The sequence below is a fragment of the Nocardia gamkensis NBRC 108242 genome, from assembly GCF_001612985.1.
In the GTDB taxonomy this organism is placed as follows: Bacteria; Actinomycetota; Actinomycetes; order Mycobacteriales; family Mycobacteriaceae; genus Nocardia; species Nocardia gamkensis.
On record NZ_BDBM01000011.1, the window covers coordinates 144,107 to 168,111 of the forward strand.

General features: G+C 68.8%; 22 protein-coding genes. 10 read left to right on the forward strand and 12 right to left on the reverse strand.

Going from position 1 to position 24,005, the window contains the following annotated elements:
* Window positions 1–7 precede the first annotated feature (7 nt).
* Both NG1_RS12625 and NG1_RS12630 read left to right on the forward strand, forming a co-directional pair.
* A complete protein-coding gene (locus NG1_RS12625; RefSeq protein WP_247611097.1) occupies window positions 8–628 on the forward strand; it encodes a formyltransferase family protein in 621 nt (206 codons plus the stop codon).
* Window positions 629–656: 28 nt separating this feature from the next.
* Window positions 657–1,247 carry a histidine phosphatase family protein gene (locus NG1_RS12630; RefSeq protein WP_210750087.1) on the forward strand — a complete coding sequence of 197 codons (591 nt, stop codon included), beginning with the start codon at window positions 657–659 and terminating at the stop codon, window positions 1,245–1,247.
* Window positions 1,248–1,258: 11 nt separating this feature from the next.
* On the opposite strand, the gene ligD is transcribed toward NG1_RS12630, so the two are convergent.
* From ligD to NG1_RS12650, 4 genes are all read right to left on the reverse strand, one after another.
* Complete coding sequence (gene ligD / locus NG1_RS12635; RefSeq protein WP_062970330.1) at window positions 1,259–2,197, reverse strand: non-homologous end-joining DNA ligase; 939 nt, start codon at window positions 2,195–2,197, stop codon at window positions 1,259–1,261.
* Window positions 2,198–2,339: 142 nt separating this feature from the next.
* Complete coding sequence (locus NG1_RS12640) at window positions 2,340–3,545, reverse strand: site-specific integrase (protein WP_062970332.1); 1,206 nt, start codon at window positions 3,543–3,545, stop codon at window positions 2,340–2,342.
* 122 nt (window positions 3,546–3,667) lie between these two features.
* Window positions 3,668–5,119 carry an amidase gene (locus NG1_RS12645; RefSeq protein ID WP_062970334.1) on the reverse strand — a complete coding sequence of 484 codons (1,452 nt, stop codon included), beginning with the start codon at window positions 5,117–5,119 and terminating at the stop codon, window positions 3,668–3,670.
* Between the two features lie 882 nt (window positions 5,120–6,001).
* Window positions 6,002–7,144, reverse strand: coding sequence for an epoxide hydrolase family protein (locus NG1_RS12650; protein WP_174315442.1), 1,143 nt, complete (start codon window positions 7,142–7,144; stop codon window positions 6,002–6,004).
* A gap of 119 nt (window positions 7,145–7,263) precedes the next feature.
* On the opposite strand from NG1_RS12650, the gene NG1_RS12655 reads away from it, so the two are divergent.
* The 3 genes from NG1_RS12655 to NG1_RS12665 all read left to right on the forward strand — a co-directional run bounded on the left by NG1_RS12655 (window position 7,264) and on the right by NG1_RS12665 (window position 10,809).
* The gene (locus tag NG1_RS12655; protein ID WP_245659877.1) at window positions 7,264–8,385 is read left to right on the forward strand and encodes a coiled-coil domain-containing protein; all 1,122 of its coding nucleotides are present in this window, start codon (window positions 7,264–7,266) and stop codon (window positions 8,383–8,385) included.
* Between the two features lie 344 nt (window positions 8,386–8,729).
* A complete protein-coding gene (locus tag NG1_RS12660) occupies window positions 8,730–9,326 on the forward strand; it encodes a DUF308 domain-containing protein (protein WP_062970338.1) in 597 nt (198 codons plus the stop codon).
* Window positions 9,327–9,378: 52 nt separating this feature from the next.
* Complete coding sequence (locus NG1_RS12665; protein ID WP_062970340.1) at window positions 9,379–10,809, forward strand: S8 family peptidase; 1,431 nt, start codon at window positions 9,379–9,381, stop codon at window positions 10,807–10,809.
* Window positions 10,810–11,316: 507 nt separating this feature from the next.
* On the opposite strand, the gene NG1_RS12670 is transcribed toward NG1_RS12665, so the two are convergent.
* The 3 genes from NG1_RS12670 to NG1_RS38230 form a co-directional block, all read right to left on the reverse strand.
* Complete coding sequence (locus NG1_RS12670; RefSeq protein WP_062970342.1) at window positions 11,317–12,213, reverse strand: sterol desaturase family protein; 897 nt, start codon at window positions 12,211–12,213, stop codon at window positions 11,317–11,319.
* A 47-nt stretch (window positions 12,214–12,260) separates the two neighbouring features.
* Window positions 12,261–13,067, reverse strand: coding sequence for an AraC family transcriptional regulator (locus NG1_RS38225; protein ID WP_309247312.1), 807 nt, complete (start codon window positions 13,065–13,067; stop codon window positions 12,261–12,263).
* A 65-nt stretch (window positions 13,068–13,132) separates the two neighbouring features.
* Window positions 13,133–13,405, reverse strand: a complete 273-nt coding sequence (locus NG1_RS38230) for a multicopper oxidase domain-containing protein (RefSeq protein ID WP_062970344.1) — start codon at window positions 13,403–13,405, stop codon at window positions 13,133–13,135.
* Between the two features lie 137 nt (window positions 13,406–13,542).
* Here NG1_RS38230 and NG1_RS12685 point away from each other — a divergent pair, with 137 nt between their 5' ends.
* Window positions 13,543–14,574: an alpha/beta hydrolase gene (locus NG1_RS12685; protein ID WP_062970346.1), complete on the forward strand. Its 1,032-nt coding sequence runs from the start codon at window positions 13,543–13,545 to the stop codon at window positions 14,572–14,574.
* A complete protein-coding gene (locus NG1_RS12690) occupies window positions 14,517–15,926 on the forward strand; it encodes a lipase family protein (RefSeq protein ID WP_245659878.1) in 1,410 nt (469 codons plus the stop codon). The genes NG1_RS12685 and NG1_RS12690 overlap by 58 nt, the downstream gene beginning before the upstream one ends.
* A gap of 484 nt (window positions 15,927–16,410) precedes the next feature.
* Here the strand turns inward: NG1_RS12690 and NG1_RS12695 are convergent, their stop codons facing one another.
* From NG1_RS12695 to NG1_RS12705, 3 genes are all read right to left on the reverse strand, one after another.
* The gene (locus tag NG1_RS12695) at window positions 16,411–17,247 is read right to left on the reverse strand and encodes an alpha/beta fold hydrolase (RefSeq protein ID WP_062970349.1); all 837 of its coding nucleotides are present in this window, start codon (window positions 17,245–17,247) and stop codon (window positions 16,411–16,413) included.
* Window positions 17,244–17,828: a TetR/AcrR family transcriptional regulator gene (locus NG1_RS12700; protein ID WP_062970351.1), complete on the reverse strand. Its 585-nt coding sequence runs from the start codon at window positions 17,826–17,828 to the stop codon at window positions 17,244–17,246. The genes NG1_RS12695 and NG1_RS12700 overlap by 4 nt, the downstream gene beginning before the upstream one ends.
* 270 nt (window positions 17,829–18,098) lie before the next feature.
* Window positions 18,099–18,770 (reverse strand): hypothetical protein, encoded by a 672-nt coding sequence (locus tag NG1_RS12705; protein ID WP_062970353.1) that lies wholly within the window; start codon window positions 18,768–18,770, stop codon window positions 18,099–18,101.
* Window positions 18,771–18,788: 18 nt separating this feature from the next.
* Here NG1_RS12705 and NG1_RS12710 point away from each other — a divergent pair, with 18 nt between their 5' ends.
* Window positions 18,789–19,043 carry a hypothetical protein gene (locus tag NG1_RS12710; protein WP_062970355.1) on the forward strand — a complete coding sequence of 85 codons (255 nt, stop codon included), beginning with the start codon at window positions 18,789–18,791 and terminating at the stop codon, window positions 19,041–19,043.
* Window positions 19,044–19,094: 51 nt separating this feature from the next.
* Here the strand turns inward: NG1_RS12710 and NG1_RS12715 are convergent, their stop codons facing one another.
* Complete coding sequence (locus tag NG1_RS12715; RefSeq protein ID WP_062970357.1) at window positions 19,095–19,955, reverse strand: haloalkane dehalogenase; 861 nt, start codon at window positions 19,953–19,955, stop codon at window positions 19,095–19,097.
* Window positions 19,956–20,036: 81 nt separating this feature from the next.
* Window positions 20,037–22,835: an ATP-binding protein gene (locus NG1_RS12720; RefSeq protein ID WP_062970360.1), complete on the reverse strand. Its 2,799-nt coding sequence runs from the start codon at window positions 22,833–22,835 to the stop codon at window positions 20,037–20,039.
* A gap of 267 nt (window positions 22,836–23,102) precedes the next feature.
* Here NG1_RS12720 and NG1_RS12725 point away from each other — a divergent pair, with 267 nt between their 5' ends.
* Both NG1_RS12725 and NG1_RS12730 read left to right on the forward strand, forming a co-directional pair.
* Window positions 23,103–23,459, forward strand: a complete 357-nt coding sequence (locus NG1_RS12725; protein ID WP_062970425.1) for a VOC family protein — start codon at window positions 23,103–23,105, stop codon at window positions 23,457–23,459.
* A gap of 56 nt (window positions 23,460–23,515) precedes the next feature.
* Window positions 23,516–23,986: an iron chaperone gene (locus tag NG1_RS12730; protein ID WP_062970362.1), complete on the forward strand. Its 471-nt coding sequence runs from the start codon at window positions 23,516–23,518 to the stop codon at window positions 23,984–23,986.
* Window positions 23,987–24,005: the final 19 nt, after the last annotated feature.

The following is a 24,005-nucleotide window of genomic DNA, read 5'->3' on the forward strand; positions in this document are numbered from 1 at the left end:
GCGTGCGCTGCACCGCTCTTCCCTCGACCCGGGCGCACAGTTCCGGATCGTGCTCGTCATCAGCAACAACAGCGACTCCGGTGCGCTGCGCTACGCCCGCGACCACCGGATACCCGCCCGGCACCTGTCCGGGCGCACCCACCAGGACCCGGACGAAGCCATCCGCGCCGCACTCGTCGAGCACTCGGCCGACCTCGTGGTGACCGCTGGATACCTGAAGAAGATCGGGCCGCGCACCGAAGCGGAATTCGCCGACCGGATCATCAACGTGCACCCCGGCTTGCTGCCCCGCCACGGCGGCCCCGGCATGTACGGCAGGCTCGTGCACCGAGCCGTCCTCGACGCCGGAGACGCCGTCAGCGGCGCGTCCGTTCATCTCGTCTCCGGCGAATACGACTCCGGTGCGGTCCTCGCCCAGGCCGAGGTGCCGGTCCTGCCCGGCGACACCGCCGACACGCTCGGCGCACGGGTCCTCGACGCCGAACACACCTTGCTCCCCGAGCTGGTGCGGCGCCTCGCCCACGACCGGTCGGCGTTCCCTTCGGTGCGTGCGAGCGGAACCGCCGCCCACGGCGAACCGGCCGAGTTCGTCATCGGCGCACCGGATTCGGATCGACCCCCGTGCTGATGAGACAACCCGGAAGGAGCGACGGGTAGTGCGGCAAGTGGCCACGCGATCACTGCTCGTCCTGGTTCGCCATGCGCAGCCCTTCATCCCGCGACCGGGCGGACCGGGTGACCACGAGCGGTCGTTGACCGGCGCGGGTAGAGGGCAGGCCGAGCGACTGGCCACCGAACTGGCCACCGAACAACCCGCCGCGATCGTCTCCAGCCCCTACCTGCGAGCCGTCCAAACCGTCGAACCCCTGGCCCGTTTCACCGGCCTTCCGGTCCTCACCCACAACCGATTACGCGAGTGGGATTCCGGGATCGGTCCGACTCCCGACTATGCCCGCTACTACGCCCAGAGCTGGGCCGACCCATCCTTCGCCAGGCCCGGAGGTGAGAGTTTGCGGCAGCTCACCGACCGTGCCACCGCGATCCTGACGGAATTGGCGCAGCGGCACCGCGGCCGGACCGTCGTCATCGGCAGCCACGGAACCTTCATCTCCCGGGCACTGATCGGGTTCGGTCGCCGCGAGGTGGGCTGGGCATTCCACAGCTCGATGCCGATGCCCGCGATCTATCGGCTGGTCTTCGAGGACGGCGGCGCCGTTCGCGCCAGCGGACCGGGTTTGGGGGAGTGAGCCGGGTGCGATCACTGCGGTAGCGGCACTTTCGCCTCATGGGGGGTCTTGTCCGGGCGCAATCCGCGCCAGCTGGGGTGGCGCAGGCCTTCGGGGGTGGCTTCGCGATATTCGATGTCGGCGACGAGGACGGGTTCCACCCAGTGCGCGGATGCGGCGACCACGCGCGGCGGGGGGACGTCGAAAGGAGTGTCCGGGCGGGACAATTCGTTCAGACGCCCTTGCAGGGCGCGACGATCGTGCATGGTCCACCCGGTGCCGACGTTGCCGATATGCACCAACTGGTCGTGGTCGTCGTAGGCGCCGAGCGCGAGCGAACCGAACGTCGTGGAGAAACGTCCCGTGCCGGGCAGCCAGCCCGCGACGACGACCTCCGTCGTCCTACGCAGCGGCGTCTTGATCCACAGCGGGGAGCGGCGGCCGGGGTAGTAGGCGGAATCCAGACGCTTGGCGACGATGCCCTCCAGGCCGTGCTCGCGGGCGACCTCCATCAGCAGGTCGGGATCGACATCGGTGTAATGCGGTGGGGTGCGGGCCAGCGGCCGGTCGAGCGCGAGTCCGGCCAAGCGCTCGCGGCGCTGGGTATAGGGCAGATTCAGGAGGACCTCGTCGTCGGCGGCCAGCACATCGAAGGCGAGATACTGGGCCGGGAATCCGCGCAGCAACTCCGCGCTGGGCGAGACCACATGCATCCGCCGCTGAAGGCGACCGAACGACGGCGCCCCCGTCCTCGGGTCGGGCGCGACGATCTCCCCGTCCAGGATCAGCTCGCCCAGATCCGCCAGCACCGCTGTGAGCTCGGGAAACGACCCACTCAGATCACGATTGTTGCGACTGTAGAAACGGCATTCCCCGTCGCGGCAGCGCGCGATGGCGCGAATGCCGTCCCATTTCATCTCGAATGCCCATCGGCCGTGTTCCCGCGGTGGCCGTCCGGAGACGGCCAGCATCGGCGTCGGCGCTGACAGCACACAACCAGCATATCTTCAGATTCACCGCAATTTGCCCGTCGGCACGCTATCCAACTGCACTTACAGCGGAATATCCGTGAGGATTGTCTGCTCGATCTCTCGGGCGGCAAACTTTCTGCGGTCACAATCCGAGCTTGGTGACCGCGTTGTCTTCCAGCGGGTTGGCGGTGCGGATGTAGCCGTGGACGGTGCGCGGGTTGGACCAGCGGCCTTGGCGCATGATCTCGCGGTCGCTGGCGCCGCCGAGCGCGGCCTGGGTGGCGAATCCGGCACGCAGCGAATGGCCGGAGAACAAGGCGGGGTCGAGCCCGGCCCGGGCCGCATAGCGCTTGACCAGTTCGGCGACCGCGCGCCCGGACATCGCGTGCGCGCCGATCGCGCCGTGGCGGGTGATGGTGGGAAAGAGCGGAAGGTCCGCATCGGTGAGCGTCGTGCCGGTGAAGCCGTGGCACCGGTGGATGTCGGCGGATCTCGCCGGAAGATCGGCGAGCCAGGCGCGAACGCCCGAAGTGCTTGCGGCGGCGTGCACTTCGCGCAGCCGCAACCAATCGGCGAAGGCGCAGACCGGGCAGGTGGCGGGGCGGCGGCCCCGCGGAAGGGCCACGCGCTGTTCCGCGGCGCCGGTCGGGTCGGTCTTCGTCGCGGGCAGCCGGATCAGCAGGATCGGTTCGCCGGTCGTGTGGTCGAGGCCCACCTCGACGTCCCCGATGCGCAAACCGGCCAGTTCGCTGCGGCGCAACGCGCCGGCGAAACCGACGAGCAGTGCGAGCGCGTCCCTGCGGCGGGCGGGTTCGGTGGGCCAGCCCGGTTCGGGGAGCCCGCCGAGCAGTTGGTCGAGGGTGTGCAGCAGGACGGGGCGTTTGCGTTTGGGTTGCGTGCGGCGGGTACGGCGGATACCGCGCAGCGTCAAGCGCACCACATCCGATCGCGTCGGTGACGGCAGGCCATTGGCCGCGTGCACCGCCGCGATGGCGGCCGACTTGCGTTCCAGCGTCGCCGGACCGAAGGCCCATTCGCCGGTGTCGCGGCGTGCGTCGGCGGCCGCGGCCAGATAGACGGCGACATCCAGCGCGTCGGCGGGCAATGCCTGGCGGCCCTCGGTGGCGCACCACGCCGACCACGCCACCCAGTCGGACCGGTAGGCGCGCAGCGTGTTCGCCGATTGGGACGCTTCCAGATAGCGGCGCAGCGAACCGGCTTGGCCGTCGTCGAAGCGATCACGCACCAACCGCAATGCCGCGGCATCCACCAATACGCTGCGCACCCCACGGCGCAACTCGCTGCGCACCGACTCGGGAACCGCGACCACGCTGGAACGATCGTCCATGGCTCGGCTCCCGCGTTCATTTCGGTGTTCGGCTGTCCGCGCCGGAACGTCCGGCGCGAGGAATCAGCCTACGACACCACGGGCGTACGCCGGCGATCAGAAAGGCGCCCCGGTCGTGCGCCCTATTCTGGTGGCTGGAAGCCGCCGATCTTCTGCTCGAGCAGTTCGGCCAGCCGCAGCGGGGTGCGGTCCTCGAACATCGGACCGATGAGCTGCACTCCCACCGGCAGTCCCTCGGGGGACCGGCCCGCGGGTATGGCGGTGGCAGGCAGGCCGGGCATCGTGGCCACCCCGGCCCAGACGAGCTGGTCGAAGTACGGGTACTCGACGCCGTCGATGTCGATGTGCCGGTCCTGCAGATCTCCGTTGTGGTCGTGCGGGAAGGCGGGAGTGGGCGTGATCGGGCACACTACGGCATCGAACTCGGCGAAGAGCCGCCGCCAGCCCTGGCGGTGGAGTTCGCGACGATTGTTCGCCTCGACCCAGTCGCGGTGGCTGAGCACCATGCCGCGCAGCCGCGCCGCATCGAGACTCCGGTCGTGCGCACTCAGGGCGGCGGCGCGGGTCCGCAGCTGTTCGTACACGTCGACCGGAAGGCTCGTGGCGGCGTTCGACAACATCAACAGCATGTAGAGCGTCGCCGCTTCGGTCGGATCGGGCACCAGCGGACTGCGCCGTTCGACGCGGGCGCCCTCGCCGACGAGCGCCTCGGTGACCCGGTTCACGCCCGCCCGCACCGCCGATCCGGTCGCGATGAGCGGATGGTCCTCGATGATCAGGACACGGAAGTCCGACAGCCGCTCGTGGCGCGCGGGCGGCAGTGCGACGTCGTAGGCGACGCCGTGGGTCAGCGGGTCCGGTCCGGCCATCACGTCGAGCAGCAGTGCGAGGTCGCCAGCGGCGCGCGCCATCGGGCCGACCACGGCGAGGTCGAGGTCGATCGGCAAGGCCGGGGCAGGCGGCGCGACCATGCCGCGGGTCGGCACCAGCCCGAGTGTCGGCTTGTGTCCGTAGACACCGCAGAAATGCGCGGGGGTGCGCAACGAACCGGCGAGGTCGGAGCCGATGGACAGCGCGCCGAACCCGGCCGCCAGGGCCGCCGCCGAACCGCCGGACGACCCACCCGGCGTGCGGCCGCGATCCCACGGATTGTTGGTGGTGCCGTAGATCTCGTTGAAGCTCTGGAGATCTCGCAGCATCACCGGCACATTGGTCTTACCGAGCAGCACCGCGCCGGCCGCCTTCAACCGCGACACCTGTACCGCGTCCTCGGCAGGCACATGGTTCGCGTAGTGCGGCATGCCCCAGGTCGTGGGCAGCCCGGCCATGTTGTAGCACTCCTTGACCGTCACCGGAATACCGAGCAACGGCCGATCCTCGCCGCGGGCGCGCGCCTCATCGGCACGGCGCGCGGCGGCCCGCGCACGGTCGAAATCCGGTACGCAGATCGCGTTGATCGCCTTGTCGTCCCGCTCGATACGCGCGATCGCCTCATCGGTCAGTTCCACCGATGTCACTTCACCGGCATGCAGCGCAGCCGCGAGTTCTTGCGCCGACTGAAAATTCCAATCCATGAAATCCGACGCTATTGGCCTGCCGGAGAGGACATAAAATGCCGCTTCGCGCAACGGAAAGTCGAACCGACCACCCGCACCGGTGAAGTCACACGCTCGTTCTGCCATTGAGGACGTCCCACCCCAGGTCACAGCGTCGGCGGCGGGCCAACTCCATGAGCGCAGGGCATGGGAATGTCGCGCCGTGCAATGGGATAGATGTCTCAACACTCATCCACGTTCCCTCCCGGCCACCGGCTATTCGCCCGACCATTGGCGAAACGCGCGGCGGGGTCTGTGTCGGTCTGGAAGTGCATGAGACCTTCATCGGACACCCGCGCGTACTTGGCGAGGCCGCGAACCGCGATAACTCCTCAGCGCCGAATTCCGTACGAATTTCTCACCAAGGTTCTGTCGGTTCGACGGAGCGCCGGAACTCTGCTCAGCGCCGGATCTCGGGCGACTGTCCCTCGATCCCGTCACCGCCGTCGCTTAGCGCAGATTCGCCGCGACTGCATCTCCGATGCCCGGGCGGCGGGGGACCGCGTCGCTTTCGTTTCCGGCCGACGCGGCCCCATGCCGAGCCTTGTCCGTTTGCCAAGCCTCTCGTCGGCCGGGTCAATCCTCATCCGCTGAAATCTGCGCCATCCGGGGGTGCACAGTTTTTGGTGCATTACGTTGATATTTCGTTTGGTCGCGACAAACGCTACGAAACGTATTTGATTCAGAGTGATCGGATTGACGCACGCGATCTGACCTCCGATAAGGTTCACTTATCGGAGGTCAGACTTGAGCGCTGACAAAGCCATCCGCGCCAGTGATCGGGCCGACCGGACAGCATCTGTCGAGGATTTCGCGCACGACCTAGACAGGCGCTGCCGCGGATCGCGGAGAGCCGGTGTCCTATTTGCGGTACGCGCGGAACGTCGCGCGCAAGTCGTCGATGATGAGGGCCGGTTCTTCCATGGCGGCGAAGTGCCCGCCACGCTCGAATTCGGTCCAGCGCACGATGTTGTGGTTTCGTTCGGCGATGCGGCGGACCGGGATGCCCAGGTCGTGCGGCATCACTGCCACGGCGACCGGCACATCGGTCTCGGGTTCGGGCATTCCCCAGGTGGCGGCGCCTTCGTAGTAGTAGCGCGCCGACGAGCCCGCGGTGGCGTTGAGCCAGTAGATCATGACGTTGGTCAGCATCGCGTCACGGTCGACGGCGTCCTCGGGTGCGTCGGTGGAATCGGTCCAGTCCTTGAATCGTTCGACGATCCAGGCCAATTGCCCCACCGGTGAATCGGCGAGCGCGTAGGACAGCGTTTGAGGGCGACTGGCCTGCAGCATCGCGTAGGCGCCGAGTTCGTACTGGGCACGGCGAGCCAGTTCGACGGCACGCTGTTCGGCGGGGTTGTCGGGGTCGGCGGTCTCGGCGGTGACGGTGGCGGAGGCGATCATCGTCAGGTGTACGGCGACCAGGTGCTCGGCGTCGATCACCGCCAGCTGCCGGGAGATCGCGGCACCGGTGTCTTCGCCGTGCGCGGCGTAGCGGTCGTAGCCGAGGCGGCGCATCAGTTCCGCCCATGCCCGCGCGGCGCGCGCGGTCGACCAGCCGACGGCGGGGCCGGAGAACCCGTACCCGGGGATGGTCGGCACGACGACGTGGAACGCGTCCTGCGCGTCGCCGCCGTGCGCTACCGGGTCGGTCAGCGGCCCGATCACTTCGAGGAATTCCACGATCGACCCGGGCCATCCGTGTGTGAGCACCAGCGGCAGGGCGTCGGGTTCGGACGAGCGGACGTGCAGGAAATGCACGTCGTGGCCGTCGATCTCGGTACGGAACTGCGGGAAAGAGTTGAGCCGGGCCTCTTGGGCGCGCCAATCGTAGGTGTTGCGCCAATAGCCGGCCAGTTCCCTGGTGTAGTCGAGCGGGATGCCCTGCGCCCACCCCGCCTCGGGATCCGCGTCGGTCCAGCGGGTGGCGTCCAGCCGCCGATTCAAGTCGTCGAGCTGCTCTTGGGGGACGTCGATCCGGAAGGGAGTGATCTCTGTGCTCATGAGAATCACACTATGACCTACCTAGGACAACTCCGGCCCTAGGATCTGGAACAAACGGGAAGCGCCGGGGCGTCAGGCAGCGGGTCGGGTTGCGACGCCACCGGGGCTACGATTCTGCGGTGTCGAAGGTGTGCAACTACCCGGGTTGTTCTCGTCCCATCACGAGCGCGGCAGGGCCTGGTCGTCCCTCGGAGTACTGCGACCGGGCCGATCACACGCGCTGGCGCGCGTGGCGGGAACGGCAACGGCAGCAACAGGAATCCGAAGCCGCGGCCGCTACCGTCACGGTGACGAAACCGGGACCGGTGACCGTCGCGCGGTTGCGAGCCGACGAGCTGCTCACCCAGTTCCGGGGACTGGCCGAACAGTTGAACACCACGCTGCATGCCGCCGTCGCGGAATTGTCCACGCTGGCCGACCCGGCGATCGCCGAGGCGCAGGTACAGGCGGTGCAGGTGGACGCGGCACGGCGGATCGCCGAGGCGGAGGGCGCGGCCGTGGCGGCCGAGCAGGCGCGACGGGAGGCGCAGGAGGCTCGGGAACTCGCCGAATCCGCCGCCGACGACGCCGCGAGCGCCGCCGAGCACGCCGAAGCGCTGATCGCCGAGGCGAATGCGGCGCGGGAGGACGCGCTGCGCGAAGTCGAACGCGTCACCAAGCAGGCGGCCGACGACGTGTTCGCCGCCCGCAGCGCCGCGGAAGCCGAGATCCGCGGCGTGCGCCACGAGTCCACCGCGCACGCCGAACGCGTCGAACAAGAAGCCGCAGAACGAGTTCAGCGCGCCGAACGTCGTGCGCAGACCGATATCGAGAACACCCGGCGCGAAGCGTCGGCGCTGGTCGCGGCCGCCCACTCCGAACGCGACCTCGCGGTACAGCGCGCGGCGGACGCCGAACGAACGGCCGAACGAGCCGAGCGAGCCGCCGCCGAGCGAGCCGAAGCCGCTGACGAGGCGCGAGCCGAATGGCGCAGAGTGCGTACCGAACTCGATGCCACCCGCGCCGAGCTCGCCGAAACCCGACGCACCGCGGCGGCCGAACTCGCCGCCGCCCGGGCCGAAGCCGCCGCGGCTCTGGACAAGGTGCGCGCCGAAGCCGCCCAGCGTCTGGAAGCGCTCGACGAGGCCCGCGCGCAGACCCTCGCCCGCGCCGAACGCGCCGAAGCCCAACTCGACGAACTCCTCGCCGAAACGCGCCGCAAATCGCCCGCGACCGAACCTGCGCCACGCGACGATGCCTGATGGACGGACTCCTCCGGCTCCGTGCGCACCGCTGGAACACTATCTCTTGCAGAAGTATTCGGTCAGGCGCGGGACGGTGCGTGCAACACGGACATCCTGGTAGATGACCGTGTCGTACGGGTCTATCGCCTCTTGGCGGGACGGGGGCGCGCCTGCCGAGGCGGGGAACGCCGGTCGGGGCAGTGCGCCATGGCGCCTCGGTGCCAATGCCACCGGCGTATTGCTCTCGCTCATCAGGTGATTCGGGTACGGCGACCTTCGGCTGTGCTACCGGCGCGGGAGACGATGCGGCCGTGATGGAGCAAACGAGTCGCTAACCGCCGCTTCGGTCATATCATGTAGCTATGCCCGAAACCGAGATCGGAGGGCGTGCGGAACCACTGGTCGGCACAGCCCGGCAGACGGTACTGGTGGCCGGTGCCTGCTCGATGATCATGGGTGTGGCCCTGGCGGTGTGGCCACACAAGTCGCTGCCGACAGCGGAACTGCTGTCCGGCGGCTACCTGCTGCTCAACGGTGTCCTACAGCTGGTGGTCACGATCGGCGCCCGCTTCCTCACCGCGCTGCGAGTGCTGGTGCTGGTCAGCGGCGGGCTGTCGGGCCTGCTGGCGATGCTGTGCTTCGCGGGTGGGAATTCGACTCTGCTGCTGTCGTTCTGGATCGGACTGGCGTGGGCGATCCGCGGGATCTGTCACGCCACCGTGGCGGTATGGGTCGACGACCTGCCCGGACGCGGACGCCAAGAGCTGTTCGGACTGGTCACGCTGGTGCTCGGTGTGCTGGTGGCCGCGGTGCCGTTCGATTCACCGGACGCACTCGGCTGGGTAGCCGGCCCGTGCCTGCTCGCGATCGGGACAATGGAGGCATGGTTCGCCGCGGGTACCCGGCGCGGCGGTGTCGCGATGCCGGGCGTGGTGGCGACCATGCGCCTCGACGGCTGACCCGGCACCCATCCGGTGGCGAGGCGCGCAGTATCCAGGTTGACTGGGCGGCATGGCATCCCAGCATTCCGAGCTCCGGTCGCCCGCCGAGCTGATCGTGGTCACCCGCGGCGCCGACACCGCGATCACGCCGATCGCTGTGCGCGACAGTCACAGCGCGCAAGCACGTCTGGAGGAATTGCTGCCGCCCGGCGGCGAACTGGTGCGCATCTTCGGACCGGCCAACCGCTTGGAGCGCCGGCTCGCCGGTGGCCCGCATCTGGAGACCGGTGCGGAATATCTGAACTACTTCTACGTCACCGGTGTCACCGGCGAGCTCGACGAGCTGGCCGCGCGTTTGCGTGCCGCCGAGGAGGTGGCGGCAGCCTATGTGAAGCCGCCCGCCGAACCGCCGATCGCACCGGAGGGCGTTCGAGCGATCACGGGCCGCTCCGCTGCCGAGGCGCCGGCGGTGACGCCGGACTTCGTCGCGCGGCAGGGGTATCTGGACGCCGCGCCGCAGGGCGTCGACGCGCGGTGGGCCTGGACGGTTCCCGGGGGCCGGGGGACCGGCGTGCGGGTGGTGGATGTCGAGGGCGCGTGGCGGTTCACCCACGAGGATTTGCGGGTCGACCAGGGCGGTGTGATCGGAGGCAGCCCCTCGCCGGAGCAGGGCTGGCGCGACCACGGCACCGCGGTCGCCGGTGTGATCAGCGGTGACGTGAATGCCTACGGCATCACCGGCATCGTGCCCGAGGCCTACATCCGCGCGGTGTCGATCTTCGGAACCGGATCGGCGACCGCGATCCGCTCGGCCGCGGACACACTGAACCCCGGCGACGTGCTGCTGCTCGAACTGCACCGGCCGGGACCGCGTTTCACCTATGCCAACCGGCCGGACCAGCGCGGCTACATCGCGATCGAGTGGTGGCCCGACGACTTCGCCGCGATCAGGTACGCGATCGGCAAGGGCGTGGTCGTGGTGGAGGCGGGCGGGAACGGCGGCGAAGACCTCGACGCCGCGCTCTACGACACCCGTCCCGCGGAGTTCCCGAGTACATGGCGCAATCCGTTCCGCGGTGGCGAGGCCGACTCGGGGGCGATCATCGTCGGAGCCGGTGCACCCCCGCCCGGCTTCCACGGCCGTGAGTACGGCCCGCCCCGCTCCCGCTTGTCGTTCTCCAACTACGGCGAACGAATCGACGTGCAAGGGTGGGGTCTGGAGGTCACCACCACCGGGTACGGCGATCTGCAAGGCGGTCCCGACGAGGACCTCTGGTACACCGATGTGTTCAGCGGAACCTCGAGCGCGTCCCCGATCGTGGTCGGCGCCGTCACGAGCTTCCAAGGCATGAGCGCGGCCGCGGCCGGACGCAAGACGCCCGCCGAGGTGCGTACGCGGCTGCGGGAAACCGGCTCTCCGCAAACCGATGCGCCGGAACGGCCCGTATCCCAGCGTATCGGCAACCTGCCGGACCTGAAATCGATGATCCTGCCAAGGTGAGCCGTCGAGGTGGCGCTCGGAAACACCTGTAACGCCCGCGCAGCGAGAGCTGATTCCGCTGGGTGGAATTCACTGAGAACATAGTTGCCTGGAATGGAATCAGTAGCGCGGACCCAGGCGAGTGGTGGGTGACCGCCCGCCGGAATCCGCTGCGGCCCGCCGACCGAGGGTGCTGGTAAGAACCTTGTCACCAGGTACATGAGCGCGAGGGAGCTGGTCGGTCTGGATCTCTACGTCTTGTTCGTCGGTGGAGCAGCGGCAGTATCCGACGCGGAACGGCTCACCCATGTCGAAAGTGTTCCAGATAGCGGGGTTCACCGGGACGGTTCACGGAACACCTCTACGGAACAGCCGTGAGCTGGGACGTGCCCGCGCCGCCTGGTGTTCCGGTGACCGATCGTCTAACGGAACACTGGCCGGACGCCCGGAACCAGCAGCTGGCTGCCAGACAGCTGACACGGCGCGCTGGGCGTGGTCAAGGATCGGCAAGTCAGGAGGTATCTGCGTCTATGTGTTCGTGGTGGTAGTCCCGCAGCCGCCCGCGGCGGTGAACGGGTGGATCAGCTGGCGGGCGTAGTCGACCGGGTAATCGGGTTCGGCCGCCATGCCGAGCTGTTCGGAGGTGAAGCGCCGGCCGGGATCGTAGGAGTAGGTGCGGTAGAGGTGGTCCCAGAGCAGGGTGAACAGCCCGAAGTTCACGTCGCCGATACCGGCCCACTTGAGGTGATGGAAGCGGTGGCCCGCGTTGAGCGCGAGGACGTATCCGGCGGGACCGACACGGTAGTCGGCATTGGAGTGCTGTAGCAGCAGCTGGATCGCGACGGCGAGGGCGAGGACGGAGGCCACGTCGACGGGCAGGCCGAGCAGGATCAGCGGCGCGACGCCGGCGGCCATCTCGACGGTCTGGTGGACGGGATGTTTCATCAGGCCGTTGAGTCCGTAGAACCGGGTGACGCTGTGGTGCACGGCGTGGAATCGCCACAGCAGCCCGATCTTGTGACTGGCCAGATGCACCGTGGTGATGCCGAAGTCGGCGATCAGTACGGCAAGGAGGACCTGTCCGGCGAAGGGCAGCTCGCCGGGCCAGATCCGCGCGCTCGGGACGATCGCGGCCAGCAGCGGAATGGCGGCGACACTGATCAGGATCAGGGTTTCGTTGACCGTCGCGTGGATGCGGTCGCGGCGACTGTCGCCGAGGTCGTGGTTCCAGCCCTGCTCGTACGGGATGATCCGTTCGGCCAGAAACGAGGCTGCGATCGCCGAGACCAGGATCGCGAGGAGCCAGTATTTCGGGGCGCCCGCAGCCGAGAGGGCGATACCGAGCCCGTTGAGCCCGAGCAGCATGAACGGTACATAGGCATACCGCGTGATTCGTTGTGCCGCCAACAGTATGGTCGTGTGCATGTGTTGAGCGTGCTGGCTCGACACCGCATCCGGCTTGAACGATTCGGCTATCGCGAATCGTTGTGCCAGGACAGGTTCCGGCTCAGCGCCGAGGGCGGCAGGCCGAAGGTCTCCCGGCAGGTGCGAGTCAGGTGGGCGCTGTCGGCGAACCCGGCGGCGTGCGCGGCGGTGGTGAGGTCCGCGCCGCCGGCCACCGCGTCGCGCGCGATCATCAGCCGCAACCAGAGCACGTAGCGGCGCAGCGGCAGCCCGACCTGAGCGGTGAAGAGATGTGTCAGTCTGCTCGCCGAAATGCCGACGCGAGCGGCGAGATCGGCGGTGCGAATGGTTCCGGAGGCGACGACGACCGGCAGGCAGTGCAGCGCGGAGGCCACCGCCGGGTGGCGGACGGCGTGGGAGACGGCTGTGCTGTGCGGCGCCAAGATCGCCATCAGTTCGGTGACGGCCGCGGCCACCGGCGCATCCTGATCGGGCAGGGACAGCGCCGGTCCGCCGGACCAGCCGGCGGTGTGGGCGCGGTGCGTGGCGGCACGGCCGGCGCTGCTGTCCGGATCGAGGAACACCGCGATACCTGCGGGGGCGCCGCGCAGAATGCGATGCGATGCATCGGCGGGGATGATCATGTGGGTTCCGGTGTACTCGGCGTGGTCGCCGGCAACGGTGATCGGGCCGGCCCCGACTATCACCTGGACGGCGTGGTGGGCGTGGGTGCCGGTCGGGCCGATCGATCCGCTGAAGGCGAGCACGCCGGGACGCAGCAGGACCTCGCCGCGCCAGGGCTGCGGGCCGGTGCGCTCGTCAATGGTGGCGTCGGGAGCCTGCGTCCCGCATACCGCCGAACGGAGTGGTGACACCGTACGTAGCGTACGTGCAGCATCATCCCCTGATGTGCGTGCGGCAGGTTGTGGCAGTGATTCATTTAGGTGCCCGGATTCGAGGCTCGAAACACGACTTCCCAGACTTCTCCGGGGCGAACATCGAAGGTGTCGACCCACAGCGGGCTGCCCGTCGCGGGCTGTCTGTCTCTCGACAGGATCAGCACCGCATGGCCGTGCAGGTGCCAGGGGTGGGTCTCGCGGCTCCGGTTCACCACGGTGAGACCGACGATATCGCCCTCGGCGACGAGCTGATCCGGAATCGAGGGATGCCCGCGCCCGTTGACGGTGTGCGCATAGGTCGGCACAGCCGCCACGCGGCTCGGTCCTCGTCGACGTCCGCGCGGTTACGACCTCCCGCGCAGACGTTTGCGATCTGCGTACGCGGATCGACGTAGACTGTGCCGACCGCTGACGGACGCGGGACGTGCCCACCGGATCGAGAATCGATGGCGTGAGAGGCAAAGTTCCACTGCGAGTTCGCATTCTGTCCGCGCTTACCACCGAGCCGGACTGGGATTCGATCACCCCCGAACAGATCATCGAGGTACGTGAGGCTCAGGCCCACAAGCGCCGCTCGGCACTGGGCAGACTGGTCACCGGCAAGCCTGATCAGCGCGCACGCATCACCACGCACACACTCGATCTCCCGCAACGACGCGTGGACGTGCGGGTCTACCGGCCCGAACGGGAAGACTCGGCGCTGCCTTTGATCATCGCGTTCCACGGCGGCGGATTCCTCGGCGGTGCACCGGATCAGGACGATTGGCTGCTCGGGCACTTGGCGGCGAACCTTCCGGCCGTGGTCACCTCCGTCGACTACCGGCTGGCCCCCGAACATCGGATCGGCGCCTTCGTCGAAGACGCCCACGACGCCGCGGCCCAGCTGGCCGAATCAGCCCCGGCGTTCTGCGCCGACCCCGCCCGAATCGCCCTGCTGGGCGCCAGCGCGGGAGCCACGCTCGCGGCGCTCACTGCGATCCACGCCCGCGAACTCGGGCTGGCGGTACGGGCGCAGGTGCTGATAAATCCGCAACTCGATTGGACCGACCGTATATTCGACTATCATTCGTTCACCGAGAACGCGGACGCACCGAGCCCGACGCCGGCCTTCTGCCGTGCCATGCTGCGTTTCGCGATTCCCGAACCGTTCGATCGCACGACGATCTCCCCCCTGCTGCGTGACGACCTCGCGGGGACGGCCCCGGCGCTCATCCAAGCCGCGGGGCTGGACCCGTTGGCGGACCAGGCCCCGGCCTACGCCGACCGCCTGCGGCAGGCGGGTGTCGACGCCACGTTGACGCACTATCCGGAGGCGGTGCACGCCTTCCTTTCCATGCCCGGACTGGTTCCCGCGGCCCGGCCGGCCCGCGCCGAGATCCTCGGTTACCTCCGTGCCCACCTGCTGGCACGGCCCGACGAGCAGACGTGCCCGTCTCAGTCGCCGAACCCGTCGGCGATCCGGCGGGCTCACGGCGGTTCGTGAAAGGGCACCGTTCCCGTTCGGGCGAGCGGGCCGACATCCGTAGTCGCTCGTGCCCGCGAGTGCGGTGTGCCGACTCCGGCCGCCGGTTGAGGGCTATACGGCCGGTCGGCGAAGCGGCCATACCCGGCACCTTCCTTTGGTTAAACCCATTACATGAGAGGCGTTCTATGCGAAATACGACAACCGGTCCAGGCGTGCGGATCGCCGTACGACGCGCGATTTCGGCGCTGTTGGTCGCCGGATGCGCGGTACCGGTCGCAGGAGTGGCAGCGGCGGACCCGGTGGCTTCGAGCGGCCCCGGAACAATCGTGTCGTCCCGGTCGCTGGAGGCGACCGAACTCATTCCCGCAGCGGGCGAGGGGTATCGGCTCGTCTATCGAACCACCGGCCGCGACGGCGAGCCGGCGATCAGCGGCGGAAACGTCTACCTGCCCGCCGGGGCTGCACCGCCGGGCGGGTGGCGGGTGGTGTCCTGGGCGCACGGCACGAGCGGGATGGCACAGGGGTGTGCACCCAATCTCCTCGGCGGGATCGCGGATACACACGACGAAACACCGCAGCTGACCGACCTGCTGGCCCAGGGGTACGCCGTGGTGGCCACCGACTACATCGGGCTCGGGGCACCCGGGCGCTACGAGTATCTTTCCGGGCGCGCGGAAGGACACGCGGTGCTCGATATCGTCCGCGCCGGCCGCCTCGTCGAGCCGGAACTATCGGATTCCTATGCGCTGGCCGGACATTCGATCGGCGGGCATGCGGTGTTGCACGCGGCACAGTTGTCTTCGAGCTACGCACCGGAACTCGATCTGCGCGGCACCGCCGCATTCGCTCCGACGAGCAACTACGAGCAGTTGATCTCCGCGCTCTCCGGACCGGACCTGGCTGTGCCGTTCCCCGCGGGACTGCAGCTCAGGGTCTTGATGATCCTGGCCGGCCTCGACCACGCGCATCCGGAGCTGGGCGTCGCCGACCACCTGAGCGAACGAGGCAAACATGTGGTGGCCATCGCGGAGTCCGGGGAAGACTGCCTGAGGTCAGCGGAACAAGCCCTCACCGGTCGTCCCTTCGGTCAGCTGTTCGCCGAACCCCTGTCCGATCCGGCCCTGACAGCCGCACTCCGCGAGTACATGGCCGCGCCCACGACCGGCTACGACCGGCCGCTGCTGCTTCTGCAGGGCGGAGCCGACACTGTGCAACCGATCCCGACCACCGTCCTGCTCCAGCAACGACTCGAACAAAGCGGCACCGACAGCCGCCTTCTTGTCTACCCCGCGGCCGACCACTTCACACTCTTGCCGCACGCCCGCCACGATACAGCCGCATTTCTCGCCCACATGCTGCCGAGCCGCTGACCCACCGGTGGGAACCGCCCCGTAGGGCCCGCGCGGACAATCGCAAAAGCGCAGTCGATGTGACGGCTGCAAACGGTCTCGAGACCGCCGACTCGCCGTCCCTCTCACCGCTTCAGCCGCAACGGGTTCGGAAGCAGCTCGAGTCTGCGACGGTCGCATCTCCGCCTCGGGGGCGTGTCCGACGTCGCGATTCGGCCACTGAACGGTTAGGCCGACGATCGCCAGCAGAAGCCGTTCGGCCAGAACGTCTTCGGGCAGATCGCCGCGATGGGCGACCGCGGTGACCGCCCGCAGGCACCCGGTCCGCAGCGCCGTTTCCTTCACCATGTCGATCAGCTCGCCCTGGTCCAGCTCCCTCATCACGGCCGGCAAGCTACCCCCCACCAACCAGCACAGGGCCGCTTTTACGACAGCTTCATGTACCAGGTGACACGATTCTTACCGGCACCCCGACCCGGGGTATCCGGGCCCGACCGGTTGTCGCTCAGTTCACGCGGGCGGCCAGCAGCAACTCGAGCATGAGCTGGACGAATTCATCAGGCGCGTCGGTGAATCCGCTGTGCCCGCCGGGGAACTCGGTCAGCGGGATGTTCAGTTGTGTGGCGAGGGTCTGGGCGGGACGGTACGGGAGTTTGCCTCTGCTTTCCCGGCCCGCCCCCAGTACAAGGCGGTCGGTGACCGGTTCCAAAGCCGCCACATCCGGGATGTGGGAAGTGATCGTGCGCAATTCGTGTCTCATGTTGCGCGGCGCGTTGGCGTGCAGACGTTCGATCATCGCCGCCGCGCGCGGTGAGAGCTGGGCGGCATCGGGCATCCGCACGCCTCCGCCGATCCCCTCGAGAAAACGCGCGCCCGCGGCGGCGAGGCCCTCGGTCTCGAACAATTCGTACACTTCGTCGACGAACGCCTTGTGCTCCGCGGCGTCGGGCAGCACGCCGAAAGACGGCGGCTCGTACGCGATCACCAGCCGCAATCGCTGAGGATGGCGGGCGAGCAGGTCCAGCGCGACCACCGCGCCGCCGCTGCCGCCGAAGACGTAGGCGTCTTCGCCCACGGGTGTGAGGTGCTCGAGGAGCAGGTGAGCGTCCTCGCTCTGCACCTCGACCTCGATATCGGCCGGTGGGCCGGGCTCGAGCACGCTGCGCGAGTAGCCGCGCGGGTCGATGGTGACCACGGTGAAGTGCTGGGCGAGAGGCTCGAGAATGGGATCGAAGACCGCCGCGTCGCCTCCGCTGCCCGGCAGCAACAGCAGCACCGGTCCGGCGCCGCTCACCTCGTAGTACAGCGTCGCTCCCGGGACCTGCAGAGTGCCGGATCTCATGGTTTCTCCTTGTTGTCGGTCGACCACTGCTCGAGGGTGACGTGCAGGGCGTCGATGATGCGTTCCCAGGAGTCGGCGGTGGAGCGTGCGTGCCCGAAGTCGCCGGTCGCCTCCAGAAGGCTGTATCCGTGAAAGGTGCTGCGCAGCAATCGGACCGCGTCGGTGCTGTCGGGTTCGGCCAAACCGTAGGCGCGCAGCATGCCGTAGGTCAGTTCGATGGCGCGCAGTGCGCCGGTCGTGGTGTGCGCCACGTCGGGATCGAACGGGAGCTGGGTCGCGGCGTAGCGCCCGGGGAAGCGCAGGGCGTAGTCCCGCCAGGCGTGGGCGTATGCGGCCAGTGCGTCGCGTCCGGCGCGTCCGGCCACCGCCGCGGCGATCAGCTCGGTCTTCTCCGTAGCCGCCAGGGCAGCTACTCGCGCGCGGAGATCCCGGAGATTCCTGACGTGGGAATACAGGCTCGCGTCCTGGACGCCGAACCGCTTGGCCACCGCCGACATCGTGACGTTGTCCAATCCGACTTCGTCGGCGAGATCGGCTGCGGCGCGCGTGATCCGCTCCGCGGTCAACCCTGCGCGAGCCATCGTGCACACCTCCGGAAACCTACGATACCTAGTATCTATCCTAGGGGCATTAGGTTATGCAACTCGCGCAGTTCGGCGATGAACCACGTCTTCCGGCCCCCGAGTTCCTGAAGCAGTCATGAAGTGCGAGGTAGGAACGCCAACAGATTCCGGCCACCGGCCAACGGAGCGTTGCCGACCGCGATCGAATCGGGATCGACACGCGACTTCGGCTCGGATAGGTCCGCGGCGCGACCAGATCGGGAACAGGCCAGAAGGTCGGCGGGCGATTCACGTTCGCGTGTTTCCGGAACTCGGCTGAGCCGGTGTCCGGACGGCTATCTCGCCGCTCAATGCGTAGTCGCCGGACAGGCGCAGTCCGTCTCCGCTCCAGAATCGGCCCGGGTCGTACCAGTCGGGGCTACGGTGCGAGGGCAGCAGTCCCATCGCTTGATATGTGGCGGCGACGATTTCGGCGCAATACGCGTTCTCCAGTTCCCGGGCAGCCGATCGACTCGGCGCGCGGCGGGGCAGGCGGGCACGGCCGCGTAGCCAGCGCCCCGCCATGCCCGCGGTGGTCGGGAACGGGGTGCCGTCGAGGCGGGCGATGGCGCGCAGCGCGCCGTCTTCCATCTCACGGCTGACCGAAGGGTCCAACTGGCGCAACCAGGCCCGCTGACCGTAGCGGTGCGCCCACACGAGCACGGCATCACGCAAGTTGTGCAGCTGAGCGCCACGGTGGGCGGCACCCGACCACATGTCGGTCAGGGATCGTCCCAGTTCCGCGTGCCAGATCAGCGCGGGCAGATCGTCGATCACGACGGACATCCCGACATGGTTCACCGGGCTGTTCGTCGTCATCCGGATCACCCGGTCGGCCGTGGAATGCCCACGGAAAAGCCAGATGTCGCCCGTTCTGGTGACCTCGACCGCTCGGTCGAGACTGATGCCGGTCCCCGTCATGGTCGTAGCCTATGCGGTATGAGGTGGTGGAAGGCAGTGGGATTGGCGGGTGCGGCCGGTGTGGTTGCCACCGGTGTCGTGGTGGTGCGCGCCGAGCGCCGCCGCCGCGCCTATACCCCCGACCAGGTTCGCGAACAACTGCACGCGCGATTCGCCCAGGCGACATCGGTCCCGGAAACCGTCGGCACCGCTGCCGCGCAACCGCGGGGCGTCACCGGCATCGGCGGGCGTATCCGACGATGGTTCCGTCGCCGGTCCGAGCAGGACGGCTAGGGCGCCACGAGTCGAGCTGCACCGGATCGATGTGGCGCTCATCGATCGTATTCACGGGAACCGCTGCGCGATCGCGGCCGCGATCACGTCCGGTGCGTGTTCCTGGATGAAGTGCCGCGCGCGCGGCAGCTCGACTACGTCGAGATGGCGGAAGGCGGCGCGCATCCGCGGGATACAGGCGTTCGGGCGGAACACCATGTCCCGCATGCCCCAGACCAACAGGGTCGGTTTGTCGCCGAGCAGGACGGGCACGTCTCGGGCCAGTTGGTCCAGCAGCGGGCCCGCGGCGCGAATTTCCCTGGGCGTCACGGCGAGTGCGGCCCGGGCTTCCGCGGTGGGCTGCACCCTGCGATAGTGGTCGGCCTCGGCCGCGGTGAGCTTGTGCCCCAATTCGGCGAGCAGGACGCGCTCGACGAGAAAATTCTGCTCGAGTATCCGCCGCTGCATCGGAGTGCTGCTCATGATCATGCTGAAAACCCGATTGGCCATCGCTTCGGTGGGCCAGAACGAGGTGTTGCCCAGCACGATCCCTCTCACCCGATCCGCACGCGCGGTGACCGCGCCCAGCCCGATGGGTCCGCCCCAATCCTGTCCCATCAGAACGAACCCGTCGAGCTGCAGGTGATCGATCAGCTCGCCGAGGACCGCGGTGTGCTCGCCGATCGTGTAGCCGAAACCAGCGGGGCGTTCGGATAATCCGAAACCGGGATAGTCGACGGCGATACACCGATACCGGTCGCGCAGGTCCTTCACGATGTGGCGGTAGAGGAAACTCCACGTGGGGGCGCCGTGACAGAACAGCAGCGGCGGTCCGGACCCCTCGTCGATGTAGTGAACCCTGCCGACGGACGAGTCGAACCACCGCGACTCGAAGGGGTACAGATCCCCGTCGGGAACGAAGTCGATCAGCATTGGGCCCTCCCTCCCTCCGAGACAGGTTACCTCTGATTCCCCCGCCCGCCGGGGCATCCACCGCCCCTGCGCCGCAACGGCCTACGGAACGAGCGGAGCCATCGGGGCCAAGCCGAGATCGGCGAGCGCGGCCGCGCCGCGGGCGGCATGATCGCCGCCGGCGAGCACCTCGGTCCGCGCCGACTGGTAGCGGCAACCGGCCGCGTCGAACGCGGCTGCCGTCGCGAGCAACCGCTGCCGGTCACCGGCGTGCAGTGCTTCGGCTCGCTCGACGATGGCGCCTGCGACGGGGTTTCCGGCGACGATGGTCCGGGCCTCGGCCAAGCGGGCACCGGCATCGGTGACCCCGGCGAGGACGGCCGCCTCGGCCCGCAGCGCCACATACCAGTGCAGCCAGATCCACGTGACCCATCTCCACACCTCACCGGGCTCGGCCGCCAGCCGTCCCAGCGCCTCGCTTATCTGCCCGCGGTGGAGCATGGCGAGTGCGTCGAAGACCGCGCCGTATCCGTGGGTCTGTGCCGGCGGCGTATCGAACCGGTGCAGCGCAGCGTCCCATTCGCTCCAGGCGTCGTGGTCGCCGCGCAGGTTGTGGATCATCGCCACACCGGCTACCGCCGGTCCCAGGACCGATTTGGCGGGGTTGCCGGCCCGCTGCCACGCGTCCAGGAACCGGACGCTGTGGGTGAGTACCTCATCGACGTTGCCCGCCAGCGCGTCGGTCACCAGTAGCCAGCTCGTCGCACGATGGCCGACCTCGGCGAGCAGAGCGTGATCGGCGAGCTGCCGTGCCCATCGGCGCGCGCCGCGCAGGTCCCCCGTGCCGAGCTCGGCCTCGGCCGCCTCGCCGAGCGCGTCGATCAGCTCGTGGGTGCCGGCTGGGGTGTTCGTGGTGGACTCCAGCAGCGCCATCCGCCGCCGCGTGACGTCCGCGGCGGCGAAAGTGTCACCGGCCAGGCTGTGGGCACCGGCGAGAGTGTCGAGAGCGGCGGACTCGGCCAGCGGGTCGCCCGTGCGGTGGGCGAGTTCGACCGCCTGTTCGGCACGCTCGATGGTGTGCGCCGCAGCATCTTCGGGGGAGTGCAGGCCGGTGAGGGCATCGGTTAGCGCCCGCCCGGTCTCGGCCAGCGCCACGGCGGCCTGGGCGGCAGGGTCGTCCCCCGCGAGCTGCTGCGCCTCGGTGATGAGGGCGGCCGCCTCCCCCGACGGCAGGGGCCGGACGAACTTGCTCGCGAACCGGTACGCGTCGGCGGCTGCGGTCGCCAGGTCGCGGGCGGCGCCGGCGCGGTCACCGGACCGGAGGGCGGCGTCGGCGGCCGCGCGGCGCAGGCGGTGCATATCGTCGCCCCGCATCTGGCACCCGGCCGCGCAAGCGGCGTGGCGCAGCATCGAGGTGGCGGTGGCCGGGTTGTCCGCGAGCGCGGCCGCCTGCTCGTAGCGCATCTGGGACTCGCCGATCAGATTGCGGGTGAAGCACAGTTGCGCCAGGTGCTGAGCGAAGAGGCCGGCATCCGCGCGCTGCTGCGGCCGGTCGCCCGCCCACGCCATCGCGGCGCGGAAGTCGTCGGCCACCGCGTCGAATCGTGGCCGCCAGTCCGTTCCCACCACCGCCAGCTCGGCGGCCGCGGCCAGGCACCAGCTCAGGTGACGGGACCGGATGTCGTCCAGCTCACCTGCTTCGGTGAGCCGCTCCATCCCGTACTGGCGGATGGTTTCCAGCGCACGGTATGCGGTGCCGCTCGGGGATGCTGTCACCACGAGCAGGCTCTGCTCGGCGAGCCGGGCCAGGCCGTCGGCGACAACGCTCCGCTCGGAGGCGGCCACCTGTGCCGCGGCCGCGACGGTGAACGACTTCATGAACACCGACACTCGGCGCAGCAGCACTCGATCGTCCGGCTCGAGCAAGGCGTGACTCCAGTCCAGCGCAGCCCGCACCGAGCGGTGCCGGTCCTCGGTGCGCGGGCCGCCCGCCAGCATCCGCAGCTGGTCGGACAGTCCGGCTTCGAGGCCGTCGAGCCCAAGGGTGGTCCAGCGGGCGGCGGCCAGTTCGATCGCCAGCGCCACTCCGTCCAGCCGCGCACAGAACGCGGCGACATCGTCGCGCAGCGCATGATTCGGCGGCCAGCCGCCCGCGGCCGCGCGATCCATGAACAACTCGACCGCATCCGAGGCACCCTCGCCGCTCAGTGACATCGGCGGGACGGCGTACACCCGTTCGAACGGAACCATCAGCCGGGCCCGGCTGGTCGCGAGCACCGTCACGCCGGGGCACGTCGCGAGCAGCCGCTCGATGAACGGAGCCACCCCATCCCGAACGTGCTCGCAGTTGTCGAGCACCAGCAAGGCACGACGGTCGGCCAGCGTGGCGGGCACGGTCTCGTCCATAGCACGGCCGGGTTGCTCGCCGAGGCCGAGTGCGAGGGCGACCGTGCCGGCGACCACGCTGGTATCCGCGCTGGTGATCGGGACGAGGTCGACGAACCACACTCCGTCGGAGAACTCGCCTGCGATCTGCGCGGCCACCGACAGCGCCAGCCGGGTTTTGCCCACTCCGCCGGGGCCGACGGCGGTCACCTGCCGATGTTTCGTGATCATCTCGGTCAGTTCGGCCCGCTCCCGCGCCCGGCCGACGAACGAGGTCAGCGGTGTCGGCAGAACCGGCGCCGGGTGCTGCTGGTCGGCGCGAGGCCGATCGGACGCTCGCTGCGCGAGTGCCCGCCGATCCGGCACCTCCAGCTTGCGCAGGAGCGAGGAGACATGGCTCTCCACGGTGCGCACGGAGATGAACAGCCGTGCCCCGATCTCGGCGTTGCTGAAATGTTCCCCCACCAGCGCCAGCACCTCGGCCTCCCGAGCCGAGATCTCCACCGTCGCCGCCATGGCACCGATTCTGCCGTACGCATACTCCGCGGTCGGTTCCGGTGGTGGGGAGCTGATTCCGGCCTGTCCGCACCCCTTCACCACGGACCACTTCCGCGCGGCACCCCAGCACACACACCGTGGGCGATCCGTGCCGCGTTCCGTGGTCGGTTCCGTGGTCGCCACGGATGTGCGCAGGCCGCGCCGGAGGAGATGCTGTGAGCACGTTCGATTCGCCTCGACAGGCGGGCACCGGGAACAACCAGACCGACGAGTTCAGGAGTGATCATGACCAGCTCTTCCACCCAGGGAATCAAGACCGTGCTGCATCCGGTGTCCGACCTGGCGGCGGCCAAGGCGGTGTATGCCGCCCTGCTCGGGGTGGCGCCGCGAACCGACACGTCCTACTACGTCGGTTTCGAGGCCGAAGGCCAGCACATCGGGCTGGTGCCCGGCGGCGGCCCGCAGGGCATGACCGCACCGGTGGCCTACTGGCACGTGCTCGACATCGAGGCGAAGCTGGCCGAGTTGACCACCGCGGGCGCCACCGTGACGGAGCACGCGCACGACGTGGGCGGCGGCCGCCTGGTGGCCACCGTCACCGACACCGACGGCAACGTGCTCGGGTTGATCCAGGACCGCTGAGCGCCGAATCCCCCGACACCACCCTCATCCACGATCGCCACGAAGGAAACCAGCTCATGACCACGCAGCAGTCCGCTACCCGTACCACCGCGACCAAGGCTTCCGTCGGATTCACCGACGAGGAACGGGCCGCGATGAAAGAACACGCCCAGGAGTTGAAGACGGCCGCGCGCCGCGGCTCGCGAGCGGCCAAGGCGGACGGGGAGAACGACGTCCTCGCGAAGATCGCGGGGATGCAGGAATCCGATCGGGTCATCGCCGAACGACTGCACGCCATCGTCAAAGCCTGTGCTCCGCAGCTGTCGCCGAAACTGTGGTACGGCATGCCCGCCTACGCCAAGGACGGCAAGGTCCTGTGCTTCTTCCAGAGCGCCGAGAAGTTCAAAGCGCGGTACGCGACATTCGGTTTCAACGACGTCGCCGCACTCGACGACGGCACCGTGTGGCCGACCGCCTTCGCACTCACCAAGCTGACCGCCGCCGACGAGGCGCGGATCAGTGACCTGGTGAAGAGGGCGGTGGGCTGAACAACCGGCCTGCCACCGC